Source organism: Mesorhizobium sp. M2E.F.Ca.ET.209.01.1.1, from assembly GCF_004010375.2.
Lineage (GTDB): Bacteria > Pseudomonadota > Alphaproteobacteria > Rhizobiales > Rhizobiaceae > Mesorhizobium.
Map to the genome: position 1 here is coordinate 1 of NZ_SADP02000028.1, position 19,299 is coordinate 19,299.

Genomic DNA, 19,299 nt, shown 5'->3' on the forward strand with positions numbered 1-19,299 from the left:
CGCAGCGGTGTGAGACGGGCATTCTTATGGATGTTCATTCGGATCCTCCGATGGATGCTGAAGCGTGGTAACTCCAGTCTCCTCGGTCCGGTCCGAATGGACAACCTCCCGAAAGCTCACAGCTAGCCGATCATGTGCCCGGGGAGCATCCAGTTCGAAAGCTTGCTCTAAGCGGCTTGGTGACTTGGCCGAGGTCACCCAGGTGGAAATGACCAACACTTGGGGTAAGCCTAGTGGCGCTCCCCTCGATGATGTCTGGCGGGGTGGTTAGCCGCCTCCGTGGGACAAGATCAGTCTACACGAATGGGCTATAGCCTCTCCTCGCCTGCCTCACTGGCCGTCCTTCAGAGCCGGCCACACGAGCTTTTGTCTTTCAGCAGGGCGTTTTTCTCGCCAGCTACAGAGCCACACCGACGCCATTAATGAGCGTCCAGTCGACGGGTTGGATGGCCCTGTCCATCTTGCCCAGCACCTTGGCTTAGCATTTGCCGGTGCGGCGGAAGCCTTCAAGACGCAGTTCTTGACCTTCTCCAGATCAGCCTCGGATGGATATCGGCAAGGGTTCAGCTCGTCCTTTTGAACTTGCGCATCTTCGTGTTGGCCAACCCCAGGCCGCCCGACATATTTGCGGTCTATCCGGCACCTCAACTTCGAACAACCTTGCGGCAAGCTCTTGGGATAGCCCACGCTCGTGCCTCCACCACCCGCTCAGCAGAGCCAGATTTGTCGTTGATGGCACGGAACTTGCGGAGTCATTCGCAGATGCGTCACGGACCGAGAGTGTCGTCCCATGAATTCGATCACCAAAAAGGCCGCCCGACGTTGCTGGGACCGCCTGCAATTACCTTATCCCAGAATTGGGAGCAACGGCTTCAAAAGGGATAACTCATCACCTCAATTTTGTCGATCGCGCGGCCATCGAACCGCAGCCATCGATCAGACTTCCGCCTCGTTGCACTCATTGCGACCGCCTTGGTGCTTGCGACAACCGCTCAATTCTGGCTGCCAGGATAACCACATATGGCGACGGAACTTCCTGCTTCAAAGCAATATAGAGATCGTCGATCATCCCCCCATCAAGGCCTCGATCGAGGACACCGCGTTCGGCTTGCTTGGTTCGCAGTGAACAGACCGCACTTCGACGAATGCGATCGATGCGACCGCGCCGAGAACTCTCCCGCATTGTCGACGGTTGGGTCCGTCGGCCCTCCGATGAGGCCTCGGATGCGTCGGGCGCCGAGGCCTCGACTGATGCCGACTGGCCGCCGCCGGAAGGTCTCGCGGCTTTGATCCCCGGCGATGTAGCCACCCCTGCTGCAACAGCTCCTAGCCGGAGAACTCATTCATGACCGAATCGGCGACAGATTTAGTGGACGCGGCTTTGTTCGACCGAGATCGGCTTGACCCAGAAAGTCCCTATCAACGTTCTGGCCCTGCATGGGGTGCCATCATTTCGCTTTCCTTCGGCACCTTCGGGCTTGTGACGGCAGAGTTTCTGCCCGCCAGCGTTCTGACACCGCTCGCGCATGATCTCCGTATCACCACGGGCACGGCTGGACAGGCGCTAACAGCGACCGCAATCGTCGCGGCGATCTCGGCACCGATAATCGCCATCGTGACAAAGCGTCTGGACCGCAGGGTCGTCATCTGGGCGATGACGCTCCTGCTGATCCTGTCGAACGTTCTGGCAGAGGTTGCGGGGTCGCTGCCGGTTTTGCTGGCGGCACGCGTCGTCCTTGGCATATCGCTTGGTGGTTTTTGGTCTATTTGGGCAGCGTTGGCGATGCGGCTGGTTCCAAGTCACCTCATGCCGCGCGCCATGTCGATCATCCTCACCGGCGTTTCTGTCGCCTCCGTCTGCGCGGCTCCAATCGGCGCTTATGTCGGTGACATTTGGGGATGGCGAGCCTCGTTCAAGGTCGCCGCAATCGTGAGTGCCGTTGCGCTGCTCGTGCAACTCGTAACCATTCCGCCACTGCCTCCGATCGAAGTGCGCAGATTCCGCAGTCCGCTGGATGTCGCGAAGAATCCGGCGATGAAGGTTGCGGTGCTAGTCGTGCTATTGGTCGCTTCCGGCCATTTTGCCAGCTTCGCCTACATCCGCGCCTTTCTCGAGAGCGTTCCTGCGCTCGAAAAGAAGTCAATCCCGCTCGTGTTCCTTGCTTTTGGCACGGCCGGCGTCTTCGGCAATTTAGCCGGCGCATTCCTCACCAAACACAGTCTCAAGGCGGTCGCGGCCCTGCCGCCCCTGCTCATTGCCGTAGCCGCTGTCTCGCTCCTGACTATGGGAGCATCGGCCTTGACCTCGGCAATTGCAGTTGCCGTATGGGGCTTTGCTTTTGGCGCGGTCCCGGTCGGATTGCAGACATGGATGGTGCTACGCGCCGCTCCGAAACAGGCCGAGAGCGCTGGTGTACTGATGGTCATAACCTTCCAAGTGGCCATCGCAGCCGGCACAACTTTCGGTGGCCTATTGGTGGATCACACGGGTATTGCCAGTGTCTTTGTCTACAGCGCGGTTGCCACGTTCCTCGCTGTCTTGACAGTATTTTTGCTCGGCCCGAACCGCAAAACCTGACCGCCTGGTGGGGAGTGACGGTCGGCGGCGTTCACGCTATTGCCACCTCTGAGCTCGGCCCAAAGGCCGCGGCTTCGTCGTAACCATGCGGTCGATGGGGCAGCGCCAAATTGCTTCCTGCTCATCGCGTTGCGATAATACAGCGCGCTTATTGCGTCATCGTGTCCCCGGTCTCGGCTTCAATGCCCGGCTACTGGCTGCGGAGGCAGATGGGCGCCGGCGTCCCACCGACGACGATCGGTCTTTTCTCATGTAGCTGTCGGGGAAACGAGGCAGGTTTTCCGCCAGAACCCGCCAGTCGTCGCGCTCGCGTTCGCCTTCCTTGCGCGCACCGAACAACTGGATGATGATCTTGCCGTCGGACCCATATGCTTCGAGCGAGGTGACGTGACTGTCATTGGTCGGCTTGCGCACGGCCCAAACCTCACGGATTTGGTGGGTCCTGAGATGCAGCCGGAACGTTTCGTCCAGCACATGGATGCACGGCCCGATCTGCTTGACCGACTTGATTAAGCCGGAATGGGTCTGGATAGAACCTCGGTTGCCGACGAAGCACATGATCGGCAATTCGTCTTCGGCCGCACGCTGGAGCACGGCGCCAACTGCGGCATTGTCGAGCAGCCAAGCGTAATCCTGGCCGACCATGCGCAAAGCCTGGCAGCGGCTGAGCTTGAGCGTCTTTAGAAGGTTGACGTCAGTCAGCCGGCTCCAGTGCTCGCGTAGGTCGTCCACCGTGCCGGCCCAGTCCGCAGTCCTCGCGCCCAGGTCGGCTACTCTCGCCTTAAGCGACATGGTCGGCTCCTGGTTGGCGGATACGAGCTCGGCCACCAGCTTTCGATAGGCATGAAGGTTGGAGACCGGCCTGAGATGCACCTTATGCACTGCTGCGCCGGTGGCGTCGAAGAATTGCAAACTGCGCTGGATTCCGCCGCGATGGCGCCTTTCAACAGCGAAACCATACCTCCAAGCTTGCGGGAAGACGCGAAGGTCGAATTCGTCACCAAGGACCATGGCGTGATTGTTGCCGGTTATCACTCTGTTGAAGACGCCAATCTTTTCGTGCACGGCACCTTGATTGCGGGTCAGCGCCGTCACTTCGCCCACGAATTCGAGGCCCGTCAGAACGTGATTGACGCGCGGGTCGATGCGTGCCGCGCCGAAACCGCAATGGGCCGCGACCAGTTCCGCTTCCGAAATGGCCAATTGGGCTGCGAAATCACGCGCGGGAATGTTCGGACAGACTTCCCACGCACGCCGGATTTCGTTGGGCGACCGCTTCTTGCGCTGATCCATGTTTTTACCCCTGCCCCGTTCTTCTTTTGACGATCGATCGAAAAACGGGCCTCAGGGGTGTGCACGGCGGACGCGATCGATCGTCAGGCACATGCCAGTCGAATCCTGTCTCCGGGCGGTCAGCGGCCAATCGCCGGTAGAGAGCGATTGTTGGGTGGTCGGCGCCAATCGGCCGATCGAGCATTCGGGTACCACCGGCGGTGCTGCTTTCCCACTCAAGGCGGGTCTGATGGATCATATTGCTCTCCTTCGTTCTTCGATTGCGAGGGCAACCCAAAGGTGAATCGGCCGGCAATTTTGCCGCCGCAACGAAGGCTTCACAAAAATCGTGCCAGTTGCTCCGCGGCAAGCTCTGAACATCTTTGGCTCTGTTCATTGCTTTACGCGTGAGTGCATCGCGAACTCAGGCGCCCTTCCTGTGACGCGGACGCGACAAATCCGACAGTAAGTGTCGGTTGTCGGACGTCTCCCCAGCAATCGAGCATAAGAGACGTCGGGATGTCCTACGGTTTTTGACACGTCTTCCCTTTGGCACGGTCCATGCGAGATGATCCGCGAAAACGTCGGACCGAGGAGAAATCGAGCCATGATTACGCTCACCGACAACGCTGTTGCCGCCATCAAGGCCGCTCTTTACCGCGCCAGCGAGCCGGCGGAAGGATTTCGCATCATGGTCCATGCCGGCGGCTGCGCCGGCTTCCAATACTCAATGGGCCTGGAGAGCGTCTCACGTGAGGGCGATGCGATCATCGAGCGAGATGGGCTCAAGGTGTTCATGGATAGAGGCTCCCAACCCCATGCAGCCGGCATGACCGTGGACTTCGTCACTGGGCTCGAAACATCCGGCTTTGTTTTCGATAACCCCAATGCGCGTGAGACGTGCGGCTGCGGCAAGTCCTGCAAATGATTGCGAGGGAACAGGCTATGTTCGACTATAGCGACGCCAAGGAATACTGCGTCGAACCGGCACCGCCGGCGCTCTGGAACCGGCCGACACGCACTGTCGGCCCGGAACAATTGCGTTCGGTGATGCGCCAAATCGCGATCATCGATCGTTGCCGTGGGCAAGCAAACAAAATTGCCCGAAACAGCTGAATTCCCGGCAGATGCCGCCACCAAAGGGCAATGTCGACAGCGACCGGTCAGCCAAGCCATCGCTCGCCCGGCCGCCCACCTTACCAGATACGATATGCGCCAGAGGTTCAATGGCCCGCCTACCCTTGAATCATTTCAGCAGTTGAAGGATCACTCCCATGAACCCTGTCTATCTCGACAACAACGCAACGACGCGGGTTGATCCTGCAGTCGTTGGAGCGATGTTGCCTTTCTTTACGGAGCAATTTGGCAATCATTCGTCCATGCACGCCTATGGCGCATCGGTTGCTGAAGCCGTGAGAAAGGCGAGGCAACAGTTGCAAGCCCTCATCGGCGCGGGATTCGAGGACGAGATCATCTTCACCTCGGGCGGGACTGAAAGCGACAGTACAGCCATCCTTTCGGCGCTGGAGGTGATGCCCGACCGAACGGAAATAGTGACTTCCGCGGTTGAACATCCGGCCGTTCTGAAGTTGTGCGCGCACCTTGAAAAGACGCGCGGCGTCAAGGTGCACATTATCCCAGTCGATCACCACGGCCGGCTCGACCTGGACGCCTACAGAACCGCTCTCACTCCACAAGTGGCAATCGTCTCGATAATGTGGGCGAACAATGAGACCGGTACGATCTTTCCCGTGGTTAAGCTTGCCGATCTAGCCAGGGAAGTCGGCGCGCTTTTCCACACTGATGCAGTGCAGGCGGTCGGAAGGCTTCCGATTGAGCTGAAATCGACCGCGATCGACATGCTGTCGCTCTCCGCCCACAAGCTGCATGGTCCAAAGGGGATAGGCGCGCTTTATGTAAGACGTGGCGTGCGCTTCTCCTCCATGATCAAGGGTGGGCACCAAGAGCGCGACCGGCGTGCAGGCACTGAAAACACACCCGGCATAGTCGGACTGGGCATGGCGGCCGAACTCGCCTTGAAATTCATGGACGAGACAAAACGAATAAAATGGTTGCGCGACCGCCTTGAGAACGGGATCATCCAGCGCATCCCAAACACATCCATCAACGGCGATCCGCAAGAGCGATTGCCAAACACTGCAAACATTGGATTCGAAGGTATCGAAGGCGATGCAATTCCAATTGTCCTGAGCCGGCTGGGAATCGCCTGTTCCGCCGGGTCCGCCTGTGCCTCTGGCTCACTGGAACCGAGCCATGTTCTGATCGCTATGAACGCGGCATGTGGGGCAGTCCGCTTCTCCTTGTCGCGTGACAACGGCGAAGATGACGTAGACCGCGTGCTTGAGGTCCTGCCTGCGATCACCGAGAAGCTACGGGCCGTTCCCAGTGCTGGACTGTGCGGGCGAGGTGCAGAACAGCTTCATTCCGGCCCGGGTCCGAGCGGCACAATAGCCGACGAGCCGTGAGGTCTTCCTCAACGTGACGACCCTGCGCAATGGAGAGCAGTCAAACTCGGGGTCGCCTTCACCACTTCAGAAAAGCTTGAGATCGCCAAGTCTCTTGCCCAGCCGCCGTGCCAGAGGTCGGCACGCCGTCAGCAATGTCACCAATGCATCGACACCACAATTACGCGCCGGGAGAATACAATGAACTGCTCCGCTGATAGCCGCCCGATCGATCGCACCGATATCCTAGCGCGACTGAAGGGCCTGTCGGCCGCGGAGGACTTCTTCGCCTGCCTTGGCGTCTCCTACGACCCGAAAGTGATGAATGTCTCGCGGCTCCATATCATGAAGCGCGTGGGCCAATACCTTGCCGAAGAAGATTTCTCCGGTCTGCCTAACCAGGTAATCGCCGCGCGGGTGCGCGCCAAGCTGGAACGCGCCTACGAAGATTTCGCGACTTCCTCGCCGCTCACGCAACGTGTGTTCAAGGTGCTAAGGGACCACGATCCAAACATATGTCCCGCACCTGGCCGCGCCTTCGTCCCGCTCGACTCTGCACTGAAGCGGTTCGGAAAGTAATGAGCCCGACACGGCTGCGACGCGACAATGTCGAGAAGTCGACAAATCCAGTCCTCATGACGCCTCCTCGGAAGCAAACGAAGCCACCTTCTGGAATAGAGGCAGGAAGACGACTTGGCATGAACGATGCAGGCAATGAGGCGAACCGCCAAGCACGAATCCGGACTGGGAGCTTAGAGAAACCGCCAATGCATATCGTAATCTGCATCAAGCAGGTGCCGGATTCGGCACAGATCCGCGTGCACCCGGTGACGAACACGATCATGCGTCAGGGTGTTCCGACCATCATCAATCCTTACGACCTGTTCGCCCTCGAAGAAGCGCTCAAACTGCGCGACGTTCATGGTGGCGAGGTTACTGTGCTCACAATGGGTCCGCCCATGGCGGAGGACTCGCTGCGAAAGGCGCTCGGTTACGGTGCTGACCGAGCAGTTCTCTTGACGGACCGCTATTTTGCCGGATCCGATACGCTGGCGACTTCCTTTGCTCTTTCGCAAGCAATCGCAAAAATTGGGGAGACTTTCGGCAGGCCGGACATCGTCTTCACCGGCAAGCAGACGATTGACGGCGATACCGCCCAGGTCGGACCGGGCATAGCCAAGCGCCTAGATTTATCGCAACTTACCTATGTCGCGAAGATTGCCTCCATCGATCTCGATACGCGAGAGATCGAAGTCGCGCGTCGCGCCGAAGGCGGCACCCAGTTGCTGAAGAGCAGACTCCCTTGCCTCATTACCATGCTGGAAGACACCAACGAAATCCGCCGGGGCTCGCTCCAGCAGGCTCTGTGCGCGGCGCGCAGGCAAGTCGTGAAGTGGACTGCAGCCGACGCCGGCATTGACGATCTCACCCGGTGCGGTCTGCGTGGCTCGCCTACAGTCGTCAAGCGTGTTTTCGCCCCCACCGCACGGGCAGAAAGGGCGGCGCAGATCGACACCGCGGAAAGGGGCTTGCAGGACATAGCCGATGAACTCATCGCCGATATCTTAACCCGCCGGCCGGCGCTGGAACATGAGCTGGCCTTCAACAGCGGCACGTGACGGCCAGGAGCAGAAAATGTCGACCGCAAGCCAAACCACCCCTCGCATTGCCCCCGGCCGTGCCGGTGTAAAGAAAGAACTTCCCGACCATTTCAAAGACTACCGGCACGTGTGGGTCTTCCTCGAGCTCGAACGCGGCAATGTGCATCCTGTATCATTCGAACTGCTGGGCGAAGGCCGCAAATTGGCCGACAAGCTTGAAGTCCAGCTCGCGGGCGTCGTGCTGGGACCGCCGGGCGAGATGGTCGAGGACGCTGTTGCCGAGGCCTTCGCTTACGGGGCGGATCTTGTCTACATCGTCGATGCGCCGCCGCTCGCCGACTACCGGAACGAGCCGTTCGCCAAGGCGCTCACGGATCTGGTCAATACCCATAAACCCGAAATCCTCCTTCTCGGCGCGACCACACTGGGCAGGGATCTTGCAGGCTCGGTAGCGACGACCCTGCAGACGGGGCTCACGGCCGACTGCACCGAACTTGATGTAGATTCCGACGGTTCACTCGCCGCGACCCGTCCGACTTTTGGTGGCTCATTGTTGTGTACGATCTATACACTAAATTACCGGCCGCAAATGGCGACGGTGCGACCAAGGGTCATGCCTATGCCGCAACGGGTGGATAAGCCGGTCGGGCGTGTCATGCGGCACAAGCTGTCGCTCGTTGAGGACGATATCGTCACCAAAGTCCTCGGCTTCCTACCGGATAACCAGTCGGCAATGGCAAATCTTGCCTATGCGGATGTCGTGGTTGCGGGAGGCCTCGGTCTCGGAGCGGCGGAGAACCTTCAGCTTGTGAAGAATCTTGCCCGAGCGATCGGCGCCGAGCATGGCTGTTCGCGCCCCTTGGTCCAGAAGGGCTGGATGCCGGCTGATCGACAGATTGGACAAACTGGCAAGACCATTCGACCGAAGCTTTACATCGCGGCCGGAATTTCCGGCGCCATCCAGCACCGAGTTGGGGTCGAGGGGGCCGATCTCATCGTCGCGATCAACACCGATCCGAACGCGCCGATTTTCGAGTTCGCCCACCTCGGGATCGTCACGGATGCAATCCGCTTCCTGCCCGCACTGACGGAAGCCTTCACCCGGCGGCTGTCGCCGCACAGTCGAGACAAGCTTGCGAGTTGAGGGAGAGGACATGATTGAACAATTCGATGCCATAGTGGTCGGAGCCGGCATGTCTGGAAACGCAGCTGCTTACACTTTGGCAAGCCAGGGGCTGAAGGTACTGCAGTTGGAGCGCGGGGAATATCCGGGCTCTAAGAACGTCCAGGGTGCCATAATGTACGCGAACATGCTGGAGAAGATCATCCCGGACTTCCGGGATGATGCGCCCCTCGAGCGGCACCTGGTCGAACAGCGACTTTGGGTGTTGGACGACACGTCTCACACCGGAATTCATTACCGGTCGGACGACTTCAATGAGGCGAAACCCAACCGCTACACGATCATTCGCGCCCAGTTCGACAAATGGTTTTCCCGCAAGGTGCGCGAGGCTGGCGCGACGGTCCTGTGTGAGACGACCGCGACGGAACTCGTCCGTGATGGCAATGGCAAGGTGATCGGCGTCCGCACAGACCGGGCTGGCGGAGTGGTCTTCGCGAATGTGGTCGTTCTCGCAGAAGGGGTGTCGGGATTGCTTGGCACTCGCGCAGGCCTGCGCGAGATGCCGAAGCCGGAGACCGTGGCGCTTGCCGTCAAGGAAATGCATTTCTTGCCCGAAGAGGTCATTGGCCAGCGGTTCGGGGTCAAGGGCGATGAAGGCTGCGTAATCGAGGCCGTGGGCACGATCTCTCGCAGCATGGCCGGGCTCGGCTTCCTTTACACCAACAAGGAGTCGATATCACTCGGCATCGGCTGCCTGGTCTCGGATTTCGCCGCGACGATGGAGAGCCCGTCCGCCCTCCTGGATGCGATGAAAAACCATCCTTCGATCCGGCCGCTGATCGCTGGCTCGGAGGTGAAAGAATATGCCGCCCATCTTATCCCCGAAGGTGGTTACAAGGCCATTCCGCAGCTCTTCGGCGACGGTTGGGTCATCGTCGGCGACGCAGCGCAACTGAACAATGCCATTCACCGTGAGGGTTCGAACCTTGCCATGACCTCGGGTCGTGTCGCGGCTGAGGCGATCATCAAAGTCAAAAGCCGCAACGGTCCTATGACCAAAGCGAACCTTGCGCTCTACAAGACGATGCTGGATGACTCCTTTGTGATCAAGGATCTTAAGAAATACAAGGACATGCCAGCCTTGCTCCACACCAATTCCAGCAACTTTTTTGACAGCTATCCGCGGCTGATGTCGCATGCCGCTCAGAACTTCATGCGTGTCGACGGCACGCCGAAGATCGAGAAGGAAAAGAACACCACGGCCGCCTTCATCAACGCGCGCTCGCGCTGGGGGTTGGTCAGCGACGCGGTCCGCCTGGCATTGGCATGGCGCTGAAGAGGGTACAAGATGACGATCGCAGTGACGAAGGTTCGTGTCGAGGACAAACTTTACCAGAACCGCTATCTGGTCGATTCCGGCCGCCCCCATATTATAGTGCGACCGCACGACAAGCCAAGCGCGAACTTGCTTGCGTTGACCTACGTCTGTCCGGCGAAATGCTATGAGTTGAATGACAAGGGTCAAGTCGAGATCACCGCCGACGGCTGCATGGAATGCGGCACCTGCCGGATATTGTGCGAGAAAGGCGGCGACATCGAGTGGAACTATCCGCGCGGCGGCTTTGGTGTCCTGTTCAAGTTCGGATGATCAGCCGGGACCGTGCCAAGAGCATGCCGGCAGCGAGCAACTGCGGCACACCATGAGCCTCTCCATCCACTTGCAAAGAGCTAGTGAATATTGGCCTTTCGCAATTCAAATTTCCTTGACTCGTTAGCGGTGTCCTCAGGCCACGGCGCTGCCCTGTGCGCCGGACTTACCACCGGTCACGTGGTCGAGCCCCTTTGGGACAACGCCCGGCCATCGTGCCGGATGGCAGCCACAACGGCCGGTGAGCAAGTGGAACGGCACAACCCATGGCAAAGACGTATGTGCTAGTGCATGGTGCCTGGCATGGCGGATGGTGTTGGCGGGACGTGGCTGCCAATCTTCGCAAGATGGGATGCCACGTGACCACGCCGACCAGGTGTCGGCGAACGCGCACGTTTGCTGTGCAAGGACATCACGCCCGACACATTCGTGACCGACATCGTCAACCACATTGTGACGGAAGAGCTGAGCGATGTGATCCTTGTCGGTCACAGTCTAGGCGGCATCAGCATCACCGGCGCCGCCGACCGGATACCCGACCATATCAGCCATCTCGTTTATCTCGACAGCGCCATCGTCGAGAGCGGTCAAAGTGTATTCAGCACCATGCCCCCCGACATCGTCGCGGCCCGTCGAAAATTGGTTGCGGAGGAAGGACGGGGTATCTTCATGCCGACTCCGCCGCCAACAGCATTCGGCATTCCCGAGGGACACTCGCTCACGGACTGGGTGCGGCGCCGGATAACACCGCATCCGGCAGGCACCTACGAAAGCGGACTTAAGCTCGAGCACCCGCTCGGCAACGGCAGACCCCGAACCTATGTCGTCTGCACTAATCCACTCCACCCGCCGATGGCGGGAGCGCGAGAATGGGTCGCGAAGCAGGATGGCTGGGCGTGGCAGGAACTCGCCACTGGCCACGACGCAATGATCCTCGCGCCGACGGAAGTTGCTCTCCTTCTTAGCGCAGTCGGCTGAGGAACCAAGTAGGGTGAGCGGCGGCCGATTCTCAGGCCGTGGCCTTGAGCTCTGGTGCACGGATAGGCCCAACGGGTCGTTCCGGTGGCGCCACCGAAACCACTAGGCGGGAGTGGCCTGTCCTGCCGACGTCGCAAGCTTGCGAGCGTTCCGCCGCGGCCGCAGCCCGTAGCGCCGGGCAACCTCCGAGATCACCGCGTCGGCTCCAGGGTCTCGGAATGACTCCGTGCCTTGTCGTCCATCGACCAATGCCGCCGACCAACAGCGCCGTTGATCACCCTCGAAAACGCCGAGGCTGCCGCTCAGGGTCAATCGTAAGTTCAAGTTCAGACACAAGCCGATCTCCGATCCACCTCAGAATCGGCAGGCCCACAGATCGCGGGTCCTCCTGGAAGGACACAGCGCTTACCCTTGAAATATGGAGAACCATGGCTTTGCGCCGTCGGCAGTTGAGCTGATCTCGCAATGCTATTTCCCCGGCAACGTCCGAGCCGGAGAACTGCGTGCTTGGCGTTCTCCTCTGGAAGGAACCAATCTTTCGGAACGTGGCAATGTCATCGACGAGCTCTCACGGGCCAGCACGATGCCGGTTCGGCGCATCGGCGCCCCCTGAACACGAGATAGCCACTTGCGATTCTAACGATACGGCCGGACGGGGGCTGAGACCGCGGCGGACGGAGCGTGACGGCTGATCGACACAATGGAGAAGGCCGGCTGGGTTCAGGCTAATGCGGCTCGAATTCTCGGCCTCAAGCTGCGACAAGTCGGCTAGGCGATACGCCGGCATAGTATCGAGGTGAAGGAAATTCTAAGAGCCTGATGAGCCAATCGTCAGGCCAGTGGTCTTGCGCGCCCTGTGCGCGACAAGGAGTGCTTCGTGCTTCTGAACGGATTTGGACTTGCACTGTCGCAAGCAGGACAAAATTGTGTCGCGCCGGCCTGACACAATGCGATATCGACCCGAATAGTGAACTGAAGCCGCTTTTTTCAGTTGGTATGGCTCTTGCACCTTGAACCGCGACGTTACCAGCAACGGAGCCGTTTGATGTCCTCACCGACAGTTTCGATTGAGGGGCCGACTAGCACGACATCCGAGGGTTTTCTGGCAGCCGCGAAATCCGGTGGCTGCGCATCGTCCTCCTACGGCTCGTCGCCGACCAGCCCGGGCGAAGGGGATCCGGCTATTTGGGAAAGGATCAAGGATCACCCCTGCTTTTCGGAGGAAGCGCATCATTATTTCGCGCGTATGCATGTGGCGGTCGCGCCGGCTTGCAATGTCCAGTGCAACTATTGCAATCGCAAATACGATTGCGCCAACGAGAGCCGGCCTGGTGTTGTGTCTGAGAAGTTGACGCCCGACCAAGCGCTACGCAAGGTCATCGCCGTTGCCAACAAAGTTCCGCAGCTTTCGGTTCTTGGCATCGCTGGGCCGGGGGATGCCTGTTACGATTGGGAGAAAACGAAGGCAACGCTCGACCGCGTCATCAGGGAAATCCCCGACATAAAGCTGTGCGTCTCCACTAATGGGCTCGTGCTGCCGGACCATGTCGCCGAGCTTGCCGAAATGAATGTTGATCACGTGACGGTCACCATCAACATGGTCGACCCGGAAGTCGGCGCGAAGATCTATCCATGGATCTTTTATGAAAATCGCCGCTACTTCGGCATCGAAGCCGCTCGAATCTTGCACGCGCGGCAGATGCTGGGCCTGGAGATGCTGAGCGCGCGCGGCATCCTCACCAAAATCAACTCGGTGATGATTCCTGGAGTGAACGACCAGCACCTGTTTGAGGTGAACAAAATGGTCAGGGAGCGGGGCGCGTTTCTGCACAACGTGATGCCTCTGATTTCGGACCCGGCGCACGGTACCCACTACGGACTCATCGGGCAGCGCGGCCCAACGGCAATGGAGATGATGGCTCTTCAGGATCGACTTGAAGGTGGCGCCAAGTTGATGCGCCACTGCCGGCAGTGCCGGGCAGATGCTGTCGGCCTGCTCGGTGAAGATCGTGGCCAGGAATTCACGCTGGACGGGATTCCCGACGATGTCGCCTACGATGCTGGCAAGCGTCAGGCCTATCGGCAGGTGGTCGCACACGAGCGCCGTGATCATGAGGCGGCGAGGAGCGAGGCCATCGGTATGGTCAAGGCAACAGACTCCGAAAAGTCGCTTCTGGTTGCGGTGGCCACTAAGGGAGGTGGACGGGTCAACGAACACTTCGGCCACGCGAAGGAATTCCAGGTTTATGAAGTCTCGCCTAGAGGGATCAGCTTGGTCGGGCATCGGAAGGTCGAGCGGTATTGCCTCGGAGGCGGGGGCGAAGACGCCATCCTCGAGGGCGTCATCGCAGCGCTCGAAGGCATACACATAGTGCTATGCGCCAAGATCGGAAATCGCCCGAAGGAACAACTCTCGCGAGCTGGACTGCGCGTAACCGACGCCTATGGCCATGACTACATCGAGACCGCAGTCAGCGCACTTTACGCGGCAGAGTTTGGGATCAGACCACTAGCGGCGACGGCCTGAGCCGTCTCGTCCGATAACCAGGAGTTAGAATGGCTTTAAAGATCATCGCATCCCAATGTACCCAATGCGGGGCCTGCGAGTTCGAATGTCCTTCGGAAGCGATCAAGTTCAAGGGCGACGCCTATGTGATCGATCCAAACAAGTGCACCGAATGCAAGGAGGCCTTCGATACGCAGCAATGCGTGTCGGTCTGTCCGGTACCGAAAACCTGCGTTCCCGCTTGATTCCTACCGAAACGGTCGGGTTCGCCGCACGACGACGCCTGCAACCCGCGACCACAACAAAAGCCTCGAGAAAGGAATGGACAGCATGTGGTCCAGACGCGAACAGGAGGTCGAAATCGGCAGACCGCCACGGTTCATGCAGGGTGAGCGGGTCCGTGCGATACGCCACATAAAAAACGACGGCACCTATCCCGGCAAGGAGATCGGCGAAAACCTCGTGCGGAAGGGCGACGAAGGCTACGTGCGCGACATTGGAACCTTTCTCCAGCAATTCTTCATCTATGCGGTCGAATGGATCGATCGTGGCACGGTCGTCGGCATGCGAGCGCGCGAACTCATTAGCCTCGACAAAGTCGAGGTTCCCTGCGGAGCTGAAGGCATTTCCAACGGGGGAACAGCCGGATGAAAGTAATGATTCGCAGGACCGCTACTGGCTTGTCGGCTTATGTCCCCAAGAAGGATCTCGAAGAGCCGATCACCGAGATTGAGAACGCTGACTTATGGGGCGGGACCGTGACGCTCAGGAACGGTTGGCGGCTCATGCTGCCCGACCTTCCGCGCGACACGCGTTTGCCGATCACCGTCGAGGCGATGAAGATTTCCGACGGGGCCTGATGCCGGTGGGTTCAGTGGCGGAGAGGAAACGCGTATGAACACGATGCTGAGCTGGGACCATCTCGTCGTCGTCCGGGGCAGTTTTGCCAAAAAACTGATTGACCTGCTGAACGGCGCTCTCAAGGCCGATCGAGTGATCCCCTATCTCGGTCCTGGTCTTCTGCAGCTTAACCCACCGGAATCACCTGTACCTTGCACCCCTGAAGATGTCGCCGCGGCCCTCAACAAGCGGGCGCCTGCCCCTTCCAGGATTCGCACCAATATGTGGTCGGTCGCGCAGTTTATCGAGCAGCGCCGACATCGTCGGACTCTCCAAGCGTGGATGGCGGAGATATTCGCAGCCCCCGCCGAGCCGACCGTTCTTCACGCCTGGCTCGCAACCCTTCAACTGTCTGTCATCATCGACAGCTGGTACGATGGCGCCATGCGAGCAGCCCTTGCAGAGGCCGGCCAAACAGACGTTGTCGAGATACAAGGAACGACGCGCGCGACCGGAATCGGTAACATCTGGACGAGAACTTACGATTTGTCAGGAACAGAACTCGAGGCCGAACAAGTGGCTAGGACGGTGCTCTATGCGCCGCACGGCAGCGTCAGGCCGGCGGCAAACTTCCTCGTGGCTGATTCCGATTACGTCGAAGTCCTAACCGAAATTGATATCCAGACGCCGATCCCGGACGCGGTGAAGCAACGGCGCGTCAACCGGGGTTTTTTCTTCGTGGGCTGCCGCTTCAACGATCAGATGCTGCGCACATATGCCAGACAGCTGATGAAGCGCTCCACTGGCCCACATTTTGCGGTGATCGATTCGGCTACGCTGACCAGAAACGAACGTCGTTTCCTTGCCGAAGGCGCAATCACGGTCATCGACATGCCGATCCGCAACGCCGCGGCTCGCCTCGTCGGGGTCGATGCTAGCCAGGATTAATGGCCGGCGATTGCTGGTGAGTCGCTGCTTGCCTCCAAGGGCGAAAACTCAGTTGGGAATACATTCGTGAGTAGTAATGCTAGTGGCAGCACAACGTAGGCTCTGAATTCGTTGGGCGATGTGAAAGGGTCCGCTGCTGCGGGACGTGAGCACGTTGCGGCGGCATTACGCACATGATCTTGTGACCCCCGTGGCAAAAGAACTGAAGCGCCCGAGTCGCGACAACATATGCAGCGCTCAATGGCTTCGACAAAAATTCGGCACAGTTTCGACAGTTCGCATGCACCTCCAGGGTCAACGAGGTTGATTATGCCTGTTTATGTGGGTCGGCCACGCGAGCAGGAATTCCCACTACCTTTGCCCCGGCGGGAACATCTCGTGTGACCACGCAGCCAGCGCCTACCACTGCATTATCACCAATCGTGACGCCAGGCAGAATGATTGCTCCACCGCCGATCCAGACACGGCTGCCAATGTGAACAGGACGCCCGACCTGCAGGCCGGCCTGCCGCTGCTCGGCATCATGTGGATGATCGGCGGTATAAATCTGCACAGCAGGCCCAATTGCCGTTCCTTGCCCGATTTTGACCTCTACCACGTCAAGAATAACGCAGTTGAAGTTGATGTAGGCATTGGCTCCAATGCGGATATTGAATCCGTAGTCGCAAAAAAAGGGCGGACGGATGACCGTTCCGCGCCCAACCTCTCCCAGCCGCTCGGACAAAAGCTCATGCCAATGCCCCGTGGTCTGCCCCAGCGTATCATTGTACCGCTTGAGCCAAGCCCCGGTGGCCAACAGGTCAGCTTGGATCTCCGGATCCGCCGCATTGTAAAACTCGCCTGCGAGCATCTTTTCTTTTTGGCTACGCATCATAGTCTCCCGTCAGGTCGTGTCCCGTACAGTGATGCAGGAACGCACATCAAACTGCCTCGGCAACTTTGTAACTCGGTCTTGCCGGGCGCGCGGTCGGTCACGAGCCGGGGCGACAGTTTCGTCTCGACCAACTTCCGCGAATTTGGATATCGCAGATCAACCGGTCGCAGGGGCCAATACCTGACGAGGTCGGCAACTGTCCAGCGGTCGAACTCACTTTCATGCCCATCTCAGATTGCGTGATATCGAGCGGTAAGCCATCAGCTAATGTATCGACCAGGTCCCGCCAGCGGAGATCTGCGCGTCGCCTCTACGCATGCTGGCGTGTCACCAATAATACATCGATTATTTCTGGATCCAGGCACGTCGAATTGATTTGCCTTGCGGTGTAGAGCGAAGTTACTAGCCATAGGATTACTCCTTTTTAGTTTGTCAGTCGCAGAGCCCCAGTATGACTACGTGGTAGAAAGCACACGGCCGGAATCTTGGCAGCGCTGTTCACACCCACTTCGTAAGCCTGGCCGATGGGCTCGCCAGAGCACCAATGCTTGACCTGCTCCAGCTCTTGCTCGGCGGGTTGTTTCAGAGACGCTTGATCTCGATACCGCGTTTTCTCAGCACGTAGCCGATCTGGCGCGGGGTCAAACCGAGCAGGCGCGCCGCCTTTGCCTGCACCCAGCCACACTTTTCCATGGCAGCAATGACCGTATCGGCATCGGGCACCCTACCACGACTCGTGGCAGGGCCTATCGGCGCTTGCCCGTCGCCGACGGGCGGGGCGGCACAGGCGGCGGAAGGCTGGATCGTAGTCGACTTCTCTGACGTCGGCGGTCCGTTCTTCCACAGCGCCGCGGCCAAGCACTGATCCGCGTAACAGGCAAAGTCAGTTCTGAGGATTGATGGACCCGTCGCCAGAACTGCCGTCCGTTGAACGCAGTTTTCGAGCTCTCGGATGTTGCCTGGAAATTCGCAGTTCATTAGCACCTCAATCGCTTCGGGAGCGAAGGTCAGCGTGTGATCATTCTCAGTATTGAAATTCTTGAGAAACTGAGCGGCCAAGAGCGGAATATCACCTCGCCTTTCGCGCAATGCCGGCACGCGTAAAGTGACGACGTTGATGCGATAATAGAGGTCTTGCCGGAACTCCTTGCGTTGAACTGCCGTTTCCAAGTCCCTGTTCGTTGCGGCAATCACGCGAACATCAACTTTAATGGTGTGGTTGCTGCCGACGCGCTCAAACTCCTGCTCCTGCAGGACACGCAGCAGCTTAGCCTGGAACGAACCTGATATTTCGCCAATCTCGTCCAGAAACAATGTGCCTTTGTCGGCAGCCTCAAAGCGCCCCTTGCGCAAACTGCTCGCGTCGGTGAAGGCACCCTTCTCATGACCGAACAAGTCAGATTCCAGAAGCGTCTCGGTGAGCGCCGCGCAATTGACCTTGATGAAGGGCTGCTTGGCGCGAGGCGAGAGCTCGTGAATGGCTTTGGCAACCAGCTCCTTACCGGTTCCGGATTCACCTCGCAACAGGACCGTAGTCTTCGCCTTGGCCACCTTGACAAGGTGCTCACGCAGCTTGCGCAGCGCCTGACTATCGCCAAGCATCTCCTTGCTGATCTTTTTACGTTCCATTTGGCAGCCCATCCCACTCCGCCACCCGCCGGTAGAACTGCACTGGACGGTGAGCTGTGTTGTATTTCGTCATCATCATTCTCGATCTCACCTTTGTTGCTTCGAAATTTTCGGCGCGCGGACGCCCTCGGCAAATGGCAATGGCGCCTGAGCATCGTTGCCTTTCACCAGGACGAGCGTCTTCCTCCGCGCGGGCGCTCGCAATATGCGGTTTGCGCAGGCCTTTACTCGACCGGTCGCTGTTCTGTCCGGCTTCTGCCGCACCGCAGCCTGCAAACTCATCCTTGACAAGAAAGGAGGGGAGTCAACCGAGCTCTCCTTGCATTTATGCAAGGAAAATTGTCAGTTTGATAGAATTCTATCAAAACGGCAGAAACGCCCCGCCCCAGTTTGGCTGTACCTGCGGCGTTCAGCGTACGTGACGACATGTGCGGACTTGTCCCAATTGCCATCCGAGTTGTGCGGAACAGTAGCTGCTGCGCTGTTCGCTTCAACCGCGTGAGGCCGGAGACAGTAGAGACGGCGGCTCGTCGAGCGAGGTTTCATTGTTCGGCTACTAAACCGGCTGTCCTTTGGTGGGAGTTGGTTTCGCCCAAGTTCTGGGCCTGGGGGCGTCTAGCCCGTTTCGCCGCACAGGCTCCTTCCACATCGTCGAGGCCGAGAAGGAGGGACCCCACAGCTCTCCCTGTATCACAATGCCCCGCCCCTCAAGCAGCTAGATACGACAGGTGACCTCAAATGAGGCGTCTTGCATGGCTTCTACACCTGCCTGAATGCCAGAACTGCGTTCGTACCGCCCATGGCGAAGGCGTTGCTCATGGCGACGCGCACCTTGCG

General features: G+C 59.0%; 18 protein-coding genes and 1 pseudogene. 16 read left to right on the top strand and 3 right to left on the bottom strand.

Annotated elements, in window-relative coordinates; all coding sequences use genetic code 11:
- The first annotated feature begins 1,345 nt into the window (after positions 1 to 1,345).
- Positions 1,346 to 2,578 (top strand): MFS transporter, encoded by a 1,233-nt coding sequence (locus EN852_RS31245; RefSeq protein ID WP_127878927.1) that lies wholly within the window; start codon positions 1,346 to 1,348, stop codon positions 2,576 to 2,578.
- Positions 2,579 to 2,734: 156 nt separating this feature from the next.
- Here EN852_RS31245 and EN852_RS31250 read toward each other — a convergent pair whose 3' ends face one another.
- Positions 2,735 to 3,871: a ChuX/HutX family heme-like substrate-binding protein gene (locus EN852_RS31250; protein WP_126063818.1), complete on the bottom strand. Its 1,137-nt coding sequence runs from the start codon at positions 3,869 to 3,871 to the stop codon at positions 2,735 to 2,737.
- Between the two features lie 586 nt (positions 3,872 to 4,457).
- Here EN852_RS31250 and EN852_RS31255 point away from each other — a divergent pair.
- The 15 genes from EN852_RS31255 (at position 4,458) to EN852_RS31320 (ending at position 15,959) form a co-directional block, all read left to right on the top strand.
- Positions 4,458 to 4,778: an iron-sulfur cluster assembly accessory protein gene (locus tag EN852_RS31255; protein ID WP_029356570.1), complete on the top strand. Its 321-nt coding sequence runs from the start codon at positions 4,458 to 4,460 to the stop codon at positions 4,776 to 4,778.
- 17 nt (positions 4,779 to 4,795) lie between these two features.
- Positions 4,796 to 4,966: a hypothetical protein gene (locus tag EN852_RS41090; protein ID WP_165349961.1), complete on the top strand. Its 171-nt coding sequence runs from the start codon at positions 4,796 to 4,798 to the stop codon at positions 4,964 to 4,966.
- A 158-nt stretch (positions 4,967 to 5,124) separates the two neighbouring features.
- A complete protein-coding gene (nifS, locus tag EN852_RS31260; RefSeq protein ID WP_126063817.1) occupies positions 5,125 to 6,336 on the top strand; it encodes a cysteine desulfurase NifS in 1,212 nt (403 codons plus the stop codon).
- 180 nt (positions 6,337 to 6,516) lie between these two features.
- Positions 6,517 to 6,894 (top strand): nitrogenase stabilizing/protective protein NifW, encoded by a 378-nt coding sequence (gene nifW / locus EN852_RS31265; RefSeq protein WP_024505239.1) that lies wholly within the window; start codon positions 6,517 to 6,519, stop codon positions 6,892 to 6,894.
- A gap of 188 nt (positions 6,895 to 7,082) precedes the next feature.
- Complete coding sequence (locus EN852_RS31270; RefSeq protein WP_126063816.1) at positions 7,083 to 7,934, top strand: electron transfer flavoprotein subunit beta/FixA family protein; 852 nt, start codon at positions 7,083 to 7,085, stop codon at positions 7,932 to 7,934.
- Between the two features lie 16 nt (positions 7,935 to 7,950).
- Positions 7,951 to 9,060 carry an electron transfer flavoprotein subunit alpha/FixB family protein gene (locus EN852_RS31275; protein ID WP_126063815.1) on the top strand — a complete coding sequence of 370 codons (1,110 nt, stop codon included), beginning with the start codon at positions 7,951 to 7,953 and terminating at the stop codon, positions 9,058 to 9,060.
- 10 nt (positions 9,061 to 9,070) lie between these two features.
- Positions 9,071 to 10,375 (top strand): FAD-binding protein, encoded by a 1,305-nt coding sequence (locus EN852_RS31280; protein WP_126080604.1) that lies wholly within the window; start codon positions 9,071 to 9,073, stop codon positions 10,373 to 10,375.
- A 12-nt stretch (positions 10,376 to 10,387) separates the two neighbouring features.
- On the top strand, positions 10,388 to 10,687 hold the full coding sequence (locus tag EN852_RS31285; protein WP_024505235.1) for a ferredoxin family protein: 300 nt from the start codon (positions 10,388 to 10,390) through the stop codon (positions 10,685 to 10,687).
- Positions 10,688 to 11,083: 396 nt separating this feature from the next.
- Positions 11,084 to 11,665 (top strand): alpha/beta fold hydrolase, encoded by a 582-nt coding sequence (locus EN852_RS31290; protein WP_287152319.1) that lies wholly within the window; start codon positions 11,084 to 11,086, stop codon positions 11,663 to 11,665.
- A 700-nt stretch (positions 11,666 to 12,365) separates the two neighbouring features.
- Positions 12,366 to 12,437 (top strand): helix-turn-helix domain-containing protein, encoded by a 72-nt coding sequence (locus tag EN852_RS41745; RefSeq protein WP_245467364.1) that lies wholly within the window; start codon positions 12,366 to 12,368, stop codon positions 12,435 to 12,437.
- Between the two features lie 273 nt (positions 12,438 to 12,710).
- Positions 12,711 to 14,192, top strand: a complete 1,482-nt coding sequence (gene nifB / locus EN852_RS31300; RefSeq protein WP_024505233.1) for a nitrogenase cofactor biosynthesis protein NifB — start codon at positions 12,711 to 12,713, stop codon at positions 14,190 to 14,192.
- Positions 14,193 to 14,221: 29 nt separating this feature from the next.
- Positions 14,222 to 14,416 carry a 4Fe-4S binding protein gene (locus tag EN852_RS31305; RefSeq protein WP_024505232.1) on the top strand — a complete coding sequence of 65 codons (195 nt, stop codon included), beginning with the start codon at positions 14,222 to 14,224 and terminating at the stop codon, positions 14,414 to 14,416.
- 85 nt (positions 14,417 to 14,501) lie between these two features.
- On the top strand, positions 14,502 to 14,822 hold the full coding sequence (locus EN852_RS31310; RefSeq protein ID WP_024505231.1) for a nitrogen fixation protein NifZ: 321 nt from the start codon (positions 14,502 to 14,504) through the stop codon (positions 14,820 to 14,822).
- On the top strand, positions 14,819 to 15,031 hold the full coding sequence (nifT, locus tag EN852_RS31315; RefSeq protein ID WP_024505230.1) for a putative nitrogen fixation protein NifT: 213 nt from the start codon (positions 14,819 to 14,821) through the stop codon (positions 15,029 to 15,031). The genes EN852_RS31310 and nifT overlap by 4 nt, the downstream gene beginning before the upstream one ends.
- 34 nt (positions 15,032 to 15,065) lie before the next feature.
- Entirely contained in the window at positions 15,066 to 15,959 is an 894-nt protein-coding gene (locus tag EN852_RS31320; RefSeq protein WP_024505229.1) for an SIR2 family protein, read from the top strand.
- Positions 15,960 to 16,266: 307 nt separating this feature from the next.
- Here the strand turns inward: EN852_RS31320 and EN852_RS31325 are convergent, their stop codons facing one another.
- Together EN852_RS31325 and nifA are read right to left on the bottom strand one after the other, a co-directional pair.
- A complete protein-coding gene (locus EN852_RS31325; protein WP_024505228.1) occupies positions 16,267 to 16,833 on the bottom strand; it encodes a sugar O-acetyltransferase in 567 nt (188 codons plus the stop codon).
- Between the two features lie 582 nt (positions 16,834 to 17,415).
- Positions 17,416 to 18,459, bottom strand: a pseudogene (nifA, locus tag EN852_RS31330) (nif-specific transcriptional activator NifA); the annotation flags it as partial.
- Positions 18,460 to 19,299 lie beyond the last annotated feature (840 nt).

Excerpts from the sequence above, each read along its gene's own strand:
- EN852_RS31250 (WP_126063818.1), bottom strand. The coding sequence starts at position 3,871 with ATGGATCAGCGCAAGAAGCGGTCGCCCAACGAAATCCGGCGTGCGTGG.
- EN852_RS31275 (WP_126063815.1), top strand. The coding sequence starts at position 7,951 with ATGTCGACCGCAAGCCAAACCACCCCTCGCATTGCCCCCGGCCGTGCC.
- EN852_RS31285 (WP_024505235.1), top strand. The coding sequence starts at position 10,388 with ATGACGATCGCAGTGACGAAGGTTCGTGTCGAGGACAAACTTTACCAG.
- EN852_RS31245 (WP_127878927.1), top strand. The coding sequence starts at position 1,346 with ATGACCGAATCGGCGACAGATTTAGTGGACGCGGCTTTGTTCGACCGA.
- EN852_RS31310 (WP_024505231.1), top strand. The coding sequence starts at position 14,502 with ATGTGGTCCAGACGCGAACAGGAGGTCGAAATCGGCAGACCGCCACGG.
- EN852_RS31320 (WP_024505229.1), top strand. The coding sequence starts at position 15,066 with ATGAACACGATGCTGAGCTGGGACCATCTCGTCGTCGTCCGGGGCAGT.
- nifB (WP_024505233.1), top strand. The coding sequence starts at position 12,711 with ATGTCCTCACCGACAGTTTCGATTGAGGGGCCGACTAGCACGACATCC.
- nifT (WP_024505230.1), top strand. The coding sequence starts at position 14,819 with ATGAAAGTAATGATTCGCAGGACCGCTACTGGCTTGTCGGCTTATGTC.
- EN852_RS41090 (WP_165349961.1), top strand. The coding sequence starts at position 4,796 with ATGTTCGACTATAGCGACGCCAAGGAATACTGCGTCGAACCGGCACCG.
- nifW (WP_024505239.1), top strand. The coding sequence starts at position 6,517 with ATGAACTGCTCCGCTGATAGCCGCCCGATCGATCGCACCGATATCCTA.
- nifS (WP_126063817.1), top strand. The coding sequence starts at position 5,125 with ATGAACCCTGTCTATCTCGACAACAACGCAACGACGCGGGTTGATCCT.
- EN852_RS31255 (WP_029356570.1), top strand. The coding sequence starts at position 4,458 with ATGATTACGCTCACCGACAACGCTGTTGCCGCCATCAAGGCCGCTCTT.
- EN852_RS31270 (WP_126063816.1), top strand. The coding sequence starts at position 7,083 with ATGCATATCGTAATCTGCATCAAGCAGGTGCCGGATTCGGCACAGATC.
- EN852_RS31280 (WP_126080604.1), top strand. The coding sequence starts at position 9,071 with ATGATTGAACAATTCGATGCCATAGTGGTCGGAGCCGGCATGTCTGGA.
- EN852_RS31305 (WP_024505232.1), top strand. The coding sequence starts at position 14,222 with ATGGCTTTAAAGATCATCGCATCCCAATGTACCCAATGCGGGGCCTGC.
- EN852_RS31325 (WP_024505228.1), bottom strand. The coding sequence starts at position 16,833 with ATGATGCGTAGCCAAAAAGAAAAGATGCTCGCAGGCGAGTTTTACAAT.